14 protein-coding genes are annotated in these 13978 nt (G+C 69.5%); 6 read left to right on the top strand and 8 right to left on the bottom strand.

The annotated features are described in order from the left end of the window. The 3 genes from dnaG to rpsU all read right to left on the bottom strand — a co-directional run. The coding region (dnaG, locus tag VD972_RS15600; RefSeq protein WP_324987587.1) for a DNA primase at positions 1-1268 on the bottom strand (1268 nt) is incomplete at its 3' end. A gap of 327 nt (positions 1269-1595) precedes the next feature. Beyond that, positions 1596-2057, bottom strand: coding sequence for a GatB/YqeY domain-containing protein (locus VD972_RS15595; protein WP_324987584.1), 462 nt, complete (start codon positions 2055-2057; stop codon positions 1596-1598). Between the two features lie 90 nt (positions 2058-2147). Beyond that, positions 2148-2342: a 30S ribosomal protein S21 gene (rpsU, locus tag VD972_RS15590; protein ID WP_002614080.1), complete on the bottom strand. Its 195-nt coding sequence runs from the start codon at positions 2340-2342 to the stop codon at positions 2148-2150. 126 nt (positions 2343-2468) lie between these two features. On the opposite strand from rpsU, the gene VD972_RS15585 reads away from it, so the two are divergent. After that, entirely contained in the window at positions 2469-4058 is a 1590-nt protein-coding gene (locus VD972_RS15585) for a HEAT repeat domain-containing protein (RefSeq protein ID WP_324987548.1), read from the top strand. Between the two features lie 19 nt (positions 4059-4077). On the opposite strand, the gene VD972_RS15580 is transcribed toward VD972_RS15585, so the two are convergent. Continuing rightward, positions 4078-4989: a GGDEF domain-containing protein gene (locus VD972_RS15580; protein ID WP_324987546.1), complete on the bottom strand. Its 912-nt coding sequence runs from the start codon at positions 4987-4989 to the stop codon at positions 4078-4080. A 72-nt stretch (positions 4990-5061) separates the two neighbouring features. Beyond that, positions 5062-6114 carry an asparaginase gene (locus VD972_RS15575; protein ID WP_324987542.1) on the bottom strand — a complete coding sequence of 351 codons (1053 nt, stop codon included), beginning with the start codon at positions 6112-6114 and terminating at the stop codon, positions 5062-5064. 70 nt (positions 6115-6184) lie between these two features. Here VD972_RS15575 and VD972_RS15570 point away from each other — a divergent pair, with 70 nt between their 5' ends. The 3 genes from VD972_RS15570 to truD are packed head-to-tail and all read left to right on the top strand — an operon-like array spanning position 6185 to position 9535. Further along, positions 6185-7186, top strand: coding sequence for a DsbA family protein (locus tag VD972_RS15570; RefSeq protein WP_324987539.1), 1002 nt, complete (start codon positions 6185-6187; stop codon positions 7184-7186). A 10-nt stretch (positions 7187-7196) separates the two neighbouring features. Then, positions 7197-8522 (top strand): DUF4388 domain-containing protein, encoded by a 1326-nt coding sequence (locus tag VD972_RS15565; protein WP_324987536.1) that lies wholly within the window; start codon positions 7197-7199, stop codon positions 8520-8522. Next, complete coding sequence (gene truD / locus VD972_RS15560) at positions 8519-9535, top strand: tRNA pseudouridine(13) synthase TruD (protein WP_324987533.1); 1017 nt, start codon at positions 8519-8521, stop codon at positions 9533-9535. The genes VD972_RS15565 and truD overlap by 4 nt, the downstream gene beginning before the upstream one ends. A 51-nt stretch (positions 9536-9586) precedes the next feature. On the opposite strand, the gene VD972_RS15555 is transcribed toward truD, so the two are convergent. Continuing rightward, a complete protein-coding gene (locus VD972_RS15555) occupies positions 9587-11137 on the bottom strand; it encodes an OmpA family protein (RefSeq protein ID WP_324987529.1) in 1551 nt (516 codons plus the stop codon). A gap of 17 nt (positions 11138-11154) precedes the next feature. Beyond that, a complete protein-coding gene (locus VD972_RS15550) occupies positions 11155-11484 on the bottom strand; it encodes a DUF4398 domain-containing protein (protein WP_324987526.1) in 330 nt (109 codons plus the stop codon). Positions 11485-11646: 162 nt separating this feature from the next. On the opposite strand from VD972_RS15550, the gene VD972_RS15545 reads away from it, so the two are divergent. Both VD972_RS15545 and VD972_RS15540 read left to right on the top strand, forming a co-directional pair. Next, positions 11647-12627, top strand: coding sequence for a HEAT repeat domain-containing protein (locus VD972_RS15545; RefSeq protein ID WP_324987522.1), 981 nt, complete (start codon positions 11647-11649; stop codon positions 12625-12627). After that, positions 12627-13502: an N-acetylmuramoyl-L-alanine amidase-like domain-containing protein gene (locus tag VD972_RS15540; RefSeq protein WP_324987519.1), complete on the top strand. Its 876-nt coding sequence runs from the start codon at positions 12627-12629 to the stop codon at positions 13500-13502. The genes VD972_RS15545 and VD972_RS15540 overlap by 1 nt, the downstream gene beginning before the upstream one ends. 10 nt (positions 13503-13512) lie before the next feature. Here VD972_RS15540 and VD972_RS15535 read toward each other — a convergent pair whose 3' ends face one another. Further along, positions 13513-13956, bottom strand: coding sequence for a hypothetical protein (locus VD972_RS15535; RefSeq protein WP_324987516.1), 444 nt, complete (start codon positions 13954-13956; stop codon positions 13513-13515). Positions 13957-13978: the final 22 nt, after the last annotated feature.

The raw sequence follows: 13978 nt of genomic DNA, 5'->3' as shown, positions 1-13978 counted from the left end.
GGGCGCAGGGCGCCTTCGAGGTCTCCCGCGGGCAGGCCGAAGTGGGCGCCCACGGCGTTGAGGAAGGCCGAGCGCACCAACCCCAGGGGCAGTTGGGCTGCCATCGGCTTCAGCCGCTCGAGCGCTGCCATCTTCTCCTCGAAGCTCGCCTGGGCGCCCTGCGGGAGGACGCTGGCGAAGATATGAGAGGTGAGCGGCGGTGCACTTTGAAGAAGCCGCTCGACTCCGTCTGATCCTTCACGACGCGCGAAGGTGTCCGGATCATCCCCTTGCGGCAAAAGCGCCACACGAGCGGCTGCTCCGGCAGCAAGCAGGGGGCCAGCGAGCCGCTCCACGGCGGCCAGGCCCGCCTGGTCCCCGTCCAGCAGCAGGACGAGCTGCTGGGCCTCGGCGCGGCGCAGCAGCTGGAGGTGGCCGGGGGTGATGGCGGTGGAGCAGAGGGCCACGGCGTGGCGCACGCCCACCTGGTGCAGGCCGATGCAGTCGAAGTAGCCCTCCACGAGGATGGCGGCCTTGCGGCGGCGGATCTCGTCGCGGGCCTGATCCATGCCGTAGAGCGTCTCGCTCTTGTTGTAGAGCAGGGACTCCTTGGAGTTGAGGTACTTGGGGCCCTCCTCGGCGCCCATGAGGCGGCCGCCAAAGGCGATGGGGCGGCCCTCCGGGGCGCGGATGGGGATCATCAGCCGGCTGCGGAAGAAGTCGTAGTAGCCGTCCGAGGTGTTGCGGCGCTGGATGAGGCCGGCCTTCACGGCCCAGTCCGTCATGCCCGAGCGGGTGAGCTTGTCGGCCAGCGAGCTCCAGGCGTTGGGGGCCCAGCCGAGCCCGAAGGCGTGGGCTGTCTCCTCGGAGACACCGCGGTTGGCCAGGTACGTCCGGGCAGCGCGGCCCTCGTCCTGCCAGAGCAGGGTGCGGAAGTGCTCGGCGGCCAGATCCGTGGCCTCCTTGAGCTGCTGGCGCTCCTTGGCGGTGGGATCCTGGGCGGCCTCGACGTCGACGCCCACCTCGCGGGCCAGATCCTTCACCGCGTCCACGAACGTCTTGCCCAGGTACCGCTGGACGAAGGAGACGGCGTCCCCGCTGGCCCGGCACCCATGGCAGAAGTAGAAGCGCTTCTCCGGGACGACGTAGAAGGAGGGTGTCTTCTCCTGGTGGAAGGGGCAGCGGCCCTTGAACTCGCGCCCGGACTTCTTGAGCTCCACGTGGCGCGAGATGAGGCTGACCAGGTCCACCCGCTCGAGGATTTCTTCGATCTTGTGCTCAGGGATCACGTGGCCTGACCCTCGGCTTGGGGAGTGCCGGAGAGCATGCCCCACGGCTCCGACGTCCAGGGTTGACTGCCTGGGCCCAAGGCCCCCCTGAATCTAGCCCTTTCCCTCAGCGAGGGAAGCGGGGGGGGGAGAGGCCTTCGCCGCCGTGGCTCCTGGCACGTCTGATCCAGCGGGGTAGGCACGGGTACGGCTCCTCCCACCGGATCAGCGCCGCCCGGGTGGGTGGGCGCGGCATGGCGGGCTGGGAGTAGCCCTTAACGTTGGAAAGGCACGAGGGCAAGCTCCCGACCCGCGAGTGGGGTACGGGAGCAGCTGATCAGCTCCTGATCAGGCGGGCAGCTTGCCCAGCTGCGCCTTGACTTCGTCGGAGATGGCGCGGCCCTCGGCGCGGCCCTGCACCTTGGGCTGGACGGCCTTCATCACCGCGCCCATGTCCTTGGAGCTCTTGGCGCCCACCGCGGCGATGGCGGCCGCCACTTCGGCGCGCAGCTCCTCGGCGGACAGCTGCTTGGGCAGGTAGTTCTGGAGGATGGTGATCTCCGCCTCCTCCTTCTGAGCCAGGTCGTCCCGGCCGCCGGTCTTGTACTGCTCCACGGAGTCGCGGCGCTGCTTGATCAGGCCGGCGATGACCTTCTCGATGCCCGCGTCATCCAGCGCGGAGGCCCCAGGCTCCACTTCCTTGTACTTGACGGCGCTCTTGAGCATCCGCAGGACGCTGAGGGTCAGCTCGTTCTTGGACCGCATCGCGTCCTTGAGGTCCGCGTCGATGCGCTCTTTGAGGGTGGCCATGGCAATCACTCCATCCAGTAGGTGGGAGGGGGGCGACGTTCGGGAGCCAGGGCAACTGACTTGCAGCGCCCCGGCTCACACGGGCGCGGACTAGAACGACTTGCGCGCCTTCTTCACCGCGCGCTTCTTGGCAGCGAGGGCCTTCTTCTTCCGCTTCACGGAAGGCTTCTCGTAGTGCTCGCGCTTGCGGATCTCGGAGAGGATTCCCGCCTTCTCAGTGGCCTTCTTGAAACGCTTGAGAGCGCTCTCGATGGACTCACCTTCCTTCACTCGAATACCGGGCAATGCAGTCACCTCCTTCCGCTGTGCGTCAAAAAGTCGTGAAAAGGCAGCGGATATGGCGCAGCGGCCAGCAAAACGCAAGAAGCCCCGCCAAAAAGCAGGGGGGCCTTGGATTAGACTGGCCCTCCCGTGACACCCGCTCTGCTCCTGCTCCTGCTCCTCTCGGCCGATCCCCGTGGTGACGCGGGGACCACCGGCTGTTGGAAGGCCTGCCAGCGGCACGTCCAGGAGGCCTCCCTCCGGGCCAAGGTCTGCCGCCTCTGCCTCACGCAAGGGGGCACCCAGGAGTGGGTCCTGGTGCTCGCCGAGCTGAAGCCCGTGCCCCAGAGTGCACTGCGCTCTGCCCTGAAGGACGAGGACTGGCGGGTGCGCTGGGCCTCCGTGCGAGCTGGGGCCAGGGTGCGCAAGGTGCCCGAGCCCCGCGCCCTGGCGGAGTGGGTCACGGGGCTCCAGGCCGCGGAGGACCTGCCTGCCTGCATCACCGCCGTCCGGGCTGCCGCCGAGGCGGGCAGCACCCCCTCGGCCTTCTTCCAGAAGGCGGGAGACAAGGGCGCCGCTGCCGCCACACGCGTGCAGGCTCGCCAGGAGGCCATCCGGGGAGCCCTGGAGGTGGAGCTGTACGCGGAGGACGTCAACACCCAGTACCGGGCGCTCTCCCACCTGGCCACGTTCCTCAAGCGGCCCCCGGCCCGGGTGTTGATCGATGCGATGGCCACGCGCCCGGAGTCCGTGGACGCCGCGGCGGCGGCGGCCCTGCGAGAGTTCGCCGAGCGCAAGTCGCTCTCCGTGGGACAGATGCTCGTCGAGGTGGCCCAGCCCGCGGATCAGGAGCGGGTCAACCGGCTCTTCGCCATCTACTCCCGGGAGCTGCAGGCCCTGCAGCCGGACCTCTCGTCGGGAGACCCGATGAAGCGCCGCCTCGCGGTGTACAAGCTGAGGCTCTACGGCCCCCTGGCCCAGCGTGAGCTGGAGCAGGCGCTCCGGGACTCGGACGCGACGGTGCGCCAGTCTGCCGCGCGCGGGCTTGCCAAGGCCGAGGGGCTCACCTTGCTGGCAGCAGCCGGGAAGCGGCTGCGGTCGGGCGGGGACCTCGCCGCCCAGCGGCCCTGGTTGGAGGCGCTGGCGCAAGAGAAGCAGTGCCAGGAACTGCTGCTGACCGTGGCGGAGGATCCCAAGCAGCCCGTCTCCGTCCGGGGCGCGGCGCTCTCCCAGCTCACGGAATGCGACGGGGAGCGCCGGGAGCGTGGCTCGCGTGTGGAGCCTTTCCTGAGCATGGCCCAGCCTCCGCTGCGTGCCGGGGCCCTGCGCGCGCTCTGGGGCATCTCGGGCGTGGAGAGCAGCGAGGTGCTGAAGGCCGGCCTGGAGGATCCCGCCCCGGAGGTCGTCGTCGCGGCCATCGAGACCGCGGCCCTCAAGCGGCAGACAGGGCTGGCGGATGTCATCGCGGAGCGGCTCGGCGCGGAGCATGGTGAGGTGCGTCAGGCCGCGGCGCAGGCGCTCGAGCAGCTCGGAAAGGACCGGCACGTCAAGGCGCTCTCCGAGTGTCTCCAGAAGGACTCCATCCCCGCCGTCCGGGTGGCGGCGGCGCAGACGTTGGGGGTGCTCGGGGGGCCGTTCGCCATCTCCGCCCTGAGCCAGGCGGCCGCCAGGGATCCGGACTCCCACGTGCAGCACGTGTCGCGCGAGGCGTTGAAGCGGCTCGGTTTCTCCAACCGCTAGTGCCCGGCCCTGACGACGCTCAGGGGCCGCTGGTCACCTTGGCGTCCACCCGGTTGCGGCCCGCGCGCTTGGCGCGGTAGAGGTACTTGTCCGCCGAGGCGAGCAGGTCCTCCGGCTGGGCGAAGTCCGAGTCCAGCAGCGTGGCCACGCCCAGGCTGATCGTCACCTTGATGGGCGTTCCGCTGAAGATGAAGTCGCTGCGGTCCACCGCCTGCCGGCACCGCTCGGCGCACGCCAGGGCCTGCTCCTCGGCGGACTCGCGCAGCATCAACGCGAACTCCTCGCCGCCGTAGCGCGCCAGCAGATCCTCCGTGCGGACCGTGTCGCTCACTCGCTGCGCGATGCGCGTCAGCACGTAGTCTCCGGCCGGGTGGCCGTAGACGTCGTTGATCTTCTTGAAGTGGTCCACGTCGAACATCACCAGCGACAGCGGCACCCGGTGGCGCAGGCAGTAGGCGAACTCCTTGCGCAGCGTCTCCATGAAGAACTTCTTGTTGTAGAGCCGCGTGAGCCCGTCGCGCGTGGCCGACTCGTAGATGCTGCGCTGGTACTGCTCCTCCAACTGGTCCTGGATGGAGAACTTGAGGACCGTGTTGGAGCCGATCTGGATCTTGTCGCCGTCGTAGAGCGGCGCCGTGTTCACCCGCAGGCCGTTCAGGTACGTCCCGTTGGTGCTGCCCAGGTCCATGAGCTGGAAGCGCCCATCTCCCAGGGCCACCACCTTGGCGTGCTTGCGCGAGATGCCGTCATCCTCCACCTGGAACTGGGCCTCGGAGCTGCGGCCCATCACCGTCTCCGAGCGATCCAGCTTGAACATCCGCCCGATACCCGCGGCGGACTTGGCGCTGATCACGATCAGATAGGCGCTCTGCTGCTGAGCGTTGCTCAGCAGGTCCGCGATGGAATGGACGTTTGTCTTCTCCTCGGACATCTCACCCCCCATCTTAAGGGCCGGTATTTCCTGGCGGCAAGCTCACATCCGCTCAGTAAGGCAGGGGGGCCTTCACCGGGAGTGGGGCTTGCGTCCGCGCTGGCGGGGCTCAGCGGGTGGCGCTGGCGGCCGCCCGACCGTCAGCTCACCGGCGATGGGGGTCTGGATGAAGCGGCGCACCGCCTCCGGGGCCGGGTGGTAGGCCAGGGCCTGCATCAGCTTCACGGTGGCCGCCGAGGGGGTGAGGTCCCCCCCTCCGATGGCCCCGTTCTCCAGCGCCGCCGCCCCGGCCTGGTACAGGGTCAGGTCCACCCCATTGCGGTAGGCCTGGCTCACCACCACCACGGGGATGCCTCGCTCCCGGGCCTGGGCGAAGAGGGGACGCAGCGAGCGGCCCAGGGAGGGATCAATGGGGAAGTTGCCCGCCCCATAGGCCTCCAGCACCAGCCCGCGCAGGTGGGGCAGGAGCGCCAGGGGCAGGGCCGGGTCCAGCCCCGGGAACACCTTGAGGAGGAAGACGCGCGGATCCAGCCGCTCGAAGAGGCGGAAGGCGCCCCGGGGGGGCAGGCCCGGCTCGAAGGTGGCGTCCACCCCCAGTGTACCGAGCACCGGGAAGTTGGGGCTCTCGAAGGCGTCGTACTCGGACACCTTCACCTTGCGGGCCCGGTTTCCCCGGTACAGGTGGGAGTCGAAGCAGATTGTCACCTCGCGCGGGCCGTTGAGCGCCGAGAGGACCGAGTCGATGAGGTTCAGCCGCGCGTCCGAGCGGATCTCCCCCAGCGGGCGCTGGGAGCCGGTGAGCACCACCGGCCGCGGCAGCCCCCGGAGCATGAAGGAGAGCGCGCTGGCCGTGTAGGCGAGCGTGTCCGTCCCATGGGTCACCACCGCCCCGTCGAAGGCCGGCAGCCGCCGGTGCAGGTGGGCCGCCATGCGGCTCCACAGCTCCGGCTGCATTTCCGAGCTGTCCAGGTTGGAGAACAGCTCCAGCTCGATGTCGGCAAGCTCGAAGAGCTCGGGGACGCGGGCCTTCAACGTCCGGAAGAAGGCCGAGGGACGCAGCGCGGACGGCCGCCCCCCAGCCATCCCCAGCGTTCCCCCGGTATGTAGCAGCAGGACTTTGGGCATGGGCGAGCCCTTCACTGACAAAGGCCGCCTTCCTTTACAAGCCCTCCGCGCGTGGCTAAGACCCCCCGGCGTGTCCTCCTACTGCTGGAAGCGCGCCGTCCTCCTGCTCGCCGCTGCGTCTCTGACCGGGCTGGCCTGTACCAAGAACCCCGAGGTTGCCGCCGCCGATAAGGGCGGGGCAACCTCTTCTCCCGCGGCCGCTCCGCCCGCGGCCCCCCCGCCTGCGGCCCCCCCGGCGGCTCCTCAGGCCGCACCGGCCAACCCCGGCGCCGTGCTCACGGGGATTCCGGGCATGGACTTCTCTGCGCTGGCGCCCGCCGCCCAGCGCGAGCTGGCCAGCATCCTCACGGATGAGTTCTGCTTCTGCGGCTGTCCCCACACCCTGGGCGCCTGCCTGAAGCAGCACACCCAGTGCAAGCACGCCAAGAAGATGGCGAGGATGGCGGCCACGGCCGTGTCGGAGGGGGCCTCCGCCGCCGAGACCATCAACCTCATGTCCAAGCACTTCTCCTCCTTCCGCGAGTCCCGCGTGCAGCTGAAGGTGGACGAGCGCATGTGCATGGGGGATCCGAACGCCCCGGTGACGGTGGCGGAGTTCTCCGACTTCGAGTGCCCCTACTGCGCCACGGCCCGGCCCGTGCTGGAGGCCTTCGCCAAGAAGAACGCCTCCAAAGTCCGCTTCTGCTACCTGCCCTACCCACTGCCCATGCACGCCAACGCCGTCCCCGCGGGGCGGGCGGTGCTGTGGGCCCGGGACCAGGGCAAGTTCTGGGAGATGCACGACGCGCTCTTCGCCCACCAGGCGAACCTGTCGCCCGCGGCGCTGCCCGCCATCGCCGACAAGGTAGGCCTGCCGGGGGCAAAGCTCGCAGAGGTGCTCAAGGGCGACGCCTACAAGCAGGAGCTGGATGGCCTCCGCGCCCAGGGCAACGCCGCCGGCATCACCGGCACGCCCTCCATCTTCTTCAATGGGCGCCGCTTCCAGCTCCCGCCCGAGCAGGACCTGCTCAACCAGAGCCTCGAGGACGAGCTCGAGTGGCGCGCGAACAACAACGCGTGGGCCGCCGACTGATGGCCAAGGGATGACGCCGCCCCGGTTCCGCATCGACGGGTCCTCGCAGCTCGTCCCCGAGGAGCGCCAGAGTCCGCCAGCACTGGCGGGCCGCACGGGCTCGTACATGCTGATGTCCACGGCGCCGGATCTGCTCGTCTTCTCGCGCGTGCCGGCTCAGGGGGGCACCATCCCCGCCCCGCGCGTGGTGCTGTCGGGAGATGCCAGTGGCTTCCCCCTGTCGGACCTGATCGCCTTCCTCAGCCAGTCGCGCTGGAGCGGCCTCGTCCGCGTGCGCACGCCTGGCACCGAGCGCTCCCTCACCTTGCGGGAGGGAGAGGTGCGCGGGGCCAGCTCGGACGATCCGGCGGACCGGCTCGGCGAGGTGCTCGTCCGCCTGGGCTACGTGGATCGGGCCAAGATCGAGGAGGTGCTGCGCGGGCAGCCGCCCTCCAAGGTGGGCCGCGCCCTGGTGGAGCGGGGCTACCTCCAGGCGCATGATCTCTTCAAGTGCGTCACCCACCAGGTGAGCGAGATCTTCCACGCCATCGTGCTGTGCCACGAGGGCTCTTTCTTCCTCATCGACCAGCCGGTGGACGACAAGTCCGGCCACAACATCCAGCTCACCACGCAGAGCCTGTTGATGGACAGCATCCGGAAGATCGACGAGCTGGCGCACTTCCGGAAGCGCATCCCCCACGGGCGGCTCTACGTGGGCAAGAAGCGCGCCTCTGACGGCAAGCTGGAGGCGGACGAGGATCGGGTGCTGGCCCTGCTGGACGGCCGGCGCACGCTCGTGGAGCTGGGGCACGCGGCCAAGCTGTCCGAGTTCGACATCACCAAGGTCGTCTTCCGTCTGCTCGAGGGGGGCTTCGCGGTGCTCTCCGAGAAGCCGCTCGCCCCCGTGGCGACTCCCTCCACGGAGAAGATCTCCACGCCCACCCCCTCGCGGCCCACGCCCGCGGTCCGTCAGAGCCGGGTGGATCACCGCGAGGTGGCGCGCGTCTTCAACCTCATCTTCAAGGAGATCCGGGAAGAGGTGGCCCGCAAGGGCATGGACAGCGAGTTCATTTCCTCGGCCAACGTGGCGCTCTCCGGCCAGGCGCTGACGTCCTCACCGGTGCTGCAGGGGCTGTCGCTCGCGGACGATGGGACGCTGTCCGAGCCGCAGCTCATCCAGGCCTTCGAGGCCCACCGCACGCGCCTCGGCTCCGAGCCGATCGCCTCCTTCAAGCAGGCGCTCAGCGACGTGATGTTCTTCCTCCTCTTCCAGGCGGGAGAGCTGCTCGAGTCCCGCGCGGACGAGGATCTCGCCCGGCGCGTGAAAGAGCTGCTCGGCACGCTCGAGACGCCGTGACGGAGCTGCCCCGGCTCACTGAGGAGGTGCCCGGCTGTGGCGGCGCCTTCAAGCACGTCCCCGAGGACTTCGAGGTGGAGGAACTGCCCGCCTACGCGCCGAGCGGGGAGGGGGAGCACCTCTTCCTCTGGGTGGAGAAGCGCGGGCGGGACACGCGCGAGGTGGTGCGCGCGCTGGCCCAGGCGCTCGGGCTGCCCGAGGGGGAGATCGGCGTGGCGGGCATGAAGGATCGGCACGCTGTCACCCGCCAGCTCCTCTCCGTGCCGGCGCGAGCGGAGCCGAAGCTGCCGGCCTTCACGCTGGAAGGTGTGAGCGTGCTGTGGGCCCGCCGGCACGGGAACAAGCTGCGGACGGGGCACCTCAAGGGCAACCGCTTCCGGCTGCGCCTGCGGGGCGTGAAGGACCTGGGCGCGGCGCGAGAGTCCTTCTCCCGGCTGGTGGCGCGAGGGCTGCCCAACTACTTCGGAGAGCAGCGCTTCGGGCGCGAGCGGGACAACGCGGATCGGGGCAAGGTGCTCATCCTGGGGCAGCGGCTGCCCCAGCGGCCAGACCGTTTCCAGCGCAAGCTGTACCTCTCCGCCTTCCAGTCCCGCCTCTTCAACCGGGCCCTGGCCGCGCGCCTGCACGCCGGCACCTTCGATCAGGCGCTGCTGGGGGACGTGCTTCGCAAGGAGGACACCGGCGGCCTCTTCGTCTGCGAGTCGCCAGAGGTGGATGGCCCGCGCGTGGCAGCTTTCGAGGTGAGCCCCGCTGGGCCCATGTTCGGCCCGAAGATGACGCCCTCGGCCCACGGCGTGGCGGAGGCCGAGGCAGCGCTGCTGGCCGAGGAGGGCGTGACGCTGTCGGACTTCACGCGCGGGGGCGGCGAGACCGAGGGCACGCGCAGGCCCTACCGCGTCCGGATCGGCAATCCCGAGCTCTCCCCGGAAGGGGAGGATCTGGTGCTGGCCTTCGAGCTGTCGAAGGGCGCCTACGCCACGGAGCTCCTCGCCGAGCTGCTCAAGGAGGGGTGAGCCGCGGGGGCGGGGTGGGGCGCAGGGCCCTCACCCCGTCGCGAGCTCCCCTTACGGCGTGGGAGCGGGAGTCGCCGGGTTCTCGTCGCCGACGATGTTGAACTCGGTCCGGCGGTTCTCCGCGCGGCCCTTCTTCGTGGCGTTGGAGGCGATCGGCTTCGACTCGCCGAAGCCCACTGCCTCCAGCCGGCCCGGATCGATGCCCAGCTTGATGAGCTGCGCCATCACCGAGTCCGCTCGCTTCTGGGACAGCTTCAGGTTCGCCGTGTCGTTGCCCACCGAGTCCGTGTGGCCCTCGATGCGCACCTTCTTGATGGCCGGCGTGTCCTTCAGCACCTGCGCCACGTCCGCCAGGATGGCGGAGCTCTCCTTGCCGATGATCTTCGCCGAGCCGGTGCCGAAGTTGATCTGCTTCTTGATCTCGATCCGGTCCTTCTTGACGACGACCATCTTGTACTTCTTGGCGCAGCCCTTCTCCTCCTGGACGCCCGGCTCCTCGGGGCACGCGTCCAGCCGGTCGGGGATGCCATCCCGGTCCTTGTCCGTGTCCGGGCAACCGCCGTTCTCAGAGGGGCCCGTGTCGGCCGGGCACTTGTCCAGCCGGTCGACGATGCCGTCCTTGTCCAGATCCTTGTCCGCGCAGCCGCCGTTCTCCGCCGGGCCTGCCTCGGTGGGGCACTTGTCCTGGCCGTCCGGCATGCCGTCGCTGTCGTTGTCCAGATCCGGGCAGCCGTCATCGTCCTGGAAGCCGTCCTTGTCCTCCGGCTCGTCCGGGCACTTGTCCTGCGGATCGTTGGTGCCGTCCCCGTCCTTGTCGACGATCGGGCAGCCCAGGTTCTGGATCGGCCCCACGTCGTTCGCGCACTTGTCCGCCGCGTCGACGATGCCGTCGTTGTCGTTGTCCAGCTCCGGGCAGCCGTCGTCATCCTTGAAGCCGTCGTGGTCCTCGGCCTGATCCGGGCACTTGTCCAGCTTGTCGACAGCGCCGTCGTTGTCCCGATCCTTCGGGGCCTCCTCGGGGCAGCCGCCGTTGTCCGTAATCCCGGGGATGAGCGGGCACTTGTCCCCCGTGTCGTTCACCCCGTCCTTGTCGTTGTCCGGCTCCGGGCACCCGTCCTGGTCCTCGAAGTTGTCCTTGTCCTCGGCCTGATCCTGGCAGGGATCGTCCTTGTCGAGGATGCCGTCGCCGTCGGTGTCCGTCTCCTCGATGCGCACCACCAGCTGCTGGGGCTGCTGAGGCTGCTCGGGCTGCTTCACCGTCGGCTGCACGGGATCCTGCGGCCGGGTCGGCTCGGGCTTCTCGCGCACCACCACCTGCTTGGGGCCGCAGTCCTTGGACAGCGCTAGCGCGCGCTTGATCGCATCATCCGCGGTGCGGATGTGCTCGGAGGCGCGGAAGCTGCTGCCCTGGCTCAGCTCGCCGCGGGCGAAGTCCAGGTGGGCCTCGGCAACGGCCAGCTCGACGGGGGCACAGCGCAGGGCACCGCTGCGGCGGGCGCGCTCCACGTCGGCCTGGATGACCTCCGAGTCAGCGCGGATCTTCGAGCCGCTGACACAGGCGGAGCAGGCAAGGAGCAGCGCAGTGGCGAGGAATCGCTTCATCGGAGGGCGCTCACACTTCAGGGGGAGGGGCGGGGGCTGTCGGTGGAGGAGGGGGAGGGCTCGGTGCCCCCAGAGGCCATGGCCCGCTCACGGGCCTCGTTGGCGAACTTGGACGCCTTCACGGCGAAGTTCACCCCGGCCTGGTAGTCCGAGTAGGCCACCTCCTCGCGCGCCTTCTGGATGTAGAGGTTGGCAGCAGTCCACTCGTAAGGAGCCTTCTGCTCGGCCTCGGCGGTGCGTGCCGCCTGGATCTGCACCTCGGCATCAAGGATGTTGGCGGTGGAGCGCAGCGGGCCGCACCCGGTGAGGGTGCCCGCCAATGCCACCAGTACCGTCAGCTGCTTCATGGAGGGGCCTTGGGGTGAGGGGCTGGAAGACGAATGTTCAGGTCGTATCAATCGCGTCCAGGGGGGTCAAGAATCGGGAACATGCAGGAGAAGCGGGCAGGCCGCCCTGGCCAAGGTTTTGACAGGCTGGTAGGGGCCTTGTCATCGTCCGACACCGTGCGCATGCCCTTTCGTTCCCTTGGCCTGGCCTTGCTCCTGGCCGCCCCCCTGGCTCTCGCGATCCCCCCCTCTGCCCAGAAGAGGCTCCGCAGCCGTGGGGAGGTGGAGGCGCAGGTAGGGCAGTTGCTCCAGGGCAGCTCCTCGGTGCCCAACACCATCTCCCGGCTGCGCTACATCGGCGAGCGCGACTATGCGGCCAGTATGCTCGATCAGTCCCTGCGCAAGGTGGTGGATGAGCGCCTCCGCCGCAACATCACCGCCGTGATGGCCGGGCTCGAGGCGCGCACCGCGGAGCCCATGCTGGTGAGGCTGGCGGCGGATGGGGACAGCACGGTGCGGATGTATGCCGCGCAAGGCCTGGCGCGGCTGCGCAGCCGCCAGGTGAACGTGCTCGTGCCGCTGCTGGAGGACAAGAGCCTCGGGGTGCGCAAGGAGGCCGCCCGGGCGCTGGGCGCCTCTCGCAACCCCACCATGGGCAAGCTGCTGATCGCCGCGGCCAAGAAGGAGCCGGAGCTGGAGGTGCGCGCCGAGCTGCTCGTGGCGGCCGGGGCGGCCGGGGACGCGAAGCAGGCCTCCGCGCTCAAGGAGTTCCTCAAGAGCGACTCGGAGAGCACCCGCTTCGCAGCGGCCAAGGGGCTGTGCAAGCTCGGCTCCCAGGAGGGCTTCGACTTCGCTGGCAAGCTGCTCGCCTCGACGGACCGCTTCGTGCGCCGCCAGGGGCTGGAGCTGTACGAGGGTGTCCCCGCGAAGAAGTCCTCGCCCGCGCTCGCTCCGCTGCTCAAGGACGCGGACAAGTCGCTCGCCGCGGGTGCCGCCCGGATCCTCTACCAGGGAGGGGAGAAGGCGATGCTCAAGTGGCTCGTGCTGGCCTCCTTCCAGGCCCAGGGCGACGAGAAGCTCGCCTACGAGAAGGAGCTGGAGACGCTGCAGCTGGCGGACGATGAGCGCAAGGCCATCCTGCGCAAGACGGGCATGGTGAAGTGATGGGAGTGGCCGGTGTGCTCGCCGTGGCCCTGCTGCTGGCGCAGGCTCCCACCGCTCCCGTCCCCGGGGGCTGGGCGGCCCTGACGCCCGAGCAGCGCGCCACGCTCCTGAAGGCCGCGGAGCCAGGGGCCGCGCTGGATCAGCGGCTGCTGCGCGTGAGCGCCCGCTTCCTCGGGACGCCCTACGTGGCCTCACCCCTGGGCGAGGGCAACGGGGTGGATCCGGATCCGACCTTCCGGCTGGATGCCGTGGACTGCCTCACCTTCGTGGAGGAGACGCTGGCGCTCAGCCTGGCGAGCCAGGACGCCGAGGTGCCCTCGCTGCTCGAGCGCATCCGGTACGCGAGCGCCCCCACGTACGAGGATCGCAACCACCTCATGGAGGCCCAGTGGCTGCCCAACAACATCCGCAAGGGCTTCCTGAAGGACGTGACGCGGCGCTACGGCGGAGAGGACACTGTCCAGGCGCGGAAGAGCCTCACCGCGCGCACGTGGACTTCCCGCTCCTCCCTGGAGCTGAAGCTCCCCAAGGAGAGGCAGCCCCTGGGGACGTTCACGCTGAATGTCATCCCCCTGGAGCGGGTGATGACGCACGCGCGCAAGATCCCCTCGGGCACCATCATGGTCATCGTGCGCGATGACCTGCCGCTCAAGGCCACCCGCATCACCCACCTGGGCTTCGTGCTGCAGAAGGGCAAGCGCACCTGGCTGCGGCACGCCGCGCGCAACGGCTACGGCCGTGTGGTGGACGAGGATCTGGAGACATTCCTCGCGCGCAACGGGCGCTACACCAAATGGAAGGTGACGGGCGTGAGCCTCTTCGAGGCCCACCTCCCCCAGGAAGCAGGCGAGGGAGCCGTCGTCCGCTCCCCCTGAAGCCCGCAGCTCAGCTCGCCGTGCCGGGCGCGCTGGCCTGCTCGTTCTCGAGCTCCTCGTCCTCGGCGGCCTGGGCATTCTCGTCCGCGCTCGCGTCCATCTTCGCCTTCGACTGGGCGATCAGCTCGGAGGCCTTCTGGGTGAACTCCTCGGGCACGAGGATCTCCCACCAGGGGTGCGGGTTGCCCGTGGTCAGCACGTCCACGGTGCCCGCACGGCGCGCCCGCGAGAAGACGGGGATGTGTTCGGCTTCCAACAGCCGGACGAACTCCTCCGCGGTGAGAGGGTCCTCGGCGGTGCCCACGCGGATGAACTCACGGGTGTCACGCTCGTGCGGCAGGGGCAGTCCTCGCCGCCGCATCTCCGCTGCGTCCACCAGCTGGATCTCAGAGCAGTCCGCACACTGGGTCACGTGGTCCTGGTACTCCGAGCCGCACTCGACGCAGTATTTCATCGCACCCTCCCTCCCCGACATA

The sequence above is a fragment of the Hyalangium sp. genome (assembly GCF_035629615.1).
Lineage (GTDB): Bacteria > Myxococcota > Myxococcia > Myxococcales > Myxococcaceae > Hyalangium.
The sequence above is the reverse complement of the archived record's forward strand: the minus strand, read 5'-3'. Positions and strand labels throughout refer to the sequence as shown.

Bases quoted from the DNA above. Each gene is read 5' to 3' on its own strand.
- VD972_RS15595 (WP_324987584.1), bottom strand. From the start codon at position 2,057: ATGGCCACCCTCAAAGAGCGCATCGACGCGGACCTCAAGGACGCGATG.
- VD972_RS15580 (WP_324987546.1), bottom strand. From the start codon at position 4,989: ATGTCCGAGGAGAAGACAAACGTCCATTCCATCGCGGACCTGCTGAGC.
- VD972_RS15545 (WP_324987522.1), top strand. From the start codon at position 11,647: ATGCCCTTTCGTTCCCTTGGCCTGGCCTTGCTCCTGGCCGCCCCCCTG.
- VD972_RS15575 (WP_324987542.1), bottom strand. From the start codon at position 6,114: ATGCCCAAAGTCCTGCTGCTACATACCGGGGGAACGCTGGGGATGGCT.
- VD972_RS15565 (WP_324987536.1), top strand. From the start codon at position 7,197: ATGACGCCGCCCCGGTTCCGCATCGACGGGTCCTCGCAGCTCGTCCCC.
- VD972_RS15540 (WP_324987519.1), top strand. From the start codon at position 12,627: ATGGGAGTGGCCGGTGTGCTCGCCGTGGCCCTGCTGCTGGCGCAGGCT.
- VD972_RS15535 (WP_324987516.1), bottom strand. From the start codon at position 13,956: ATGAAATACTGCGTCGAGTGCGGCTCGGAGTACCAGGACCACGTGACC.
- VD972_RS15555 (WP_324987529.1), bottom strand. From the start codon at position 11,137: ATGAAGCGATTCCTCGCCACTGCGCTGCTCCTTGCCTGCTCCGCCTGT.
- VD972_RS15550 (WP_324987526.1), bottom strand. From the start codon at position 11,484: ATGAAGCAGCTGACGGTACTGGTGGCATTGGCGGGCACCCTCACCGGG.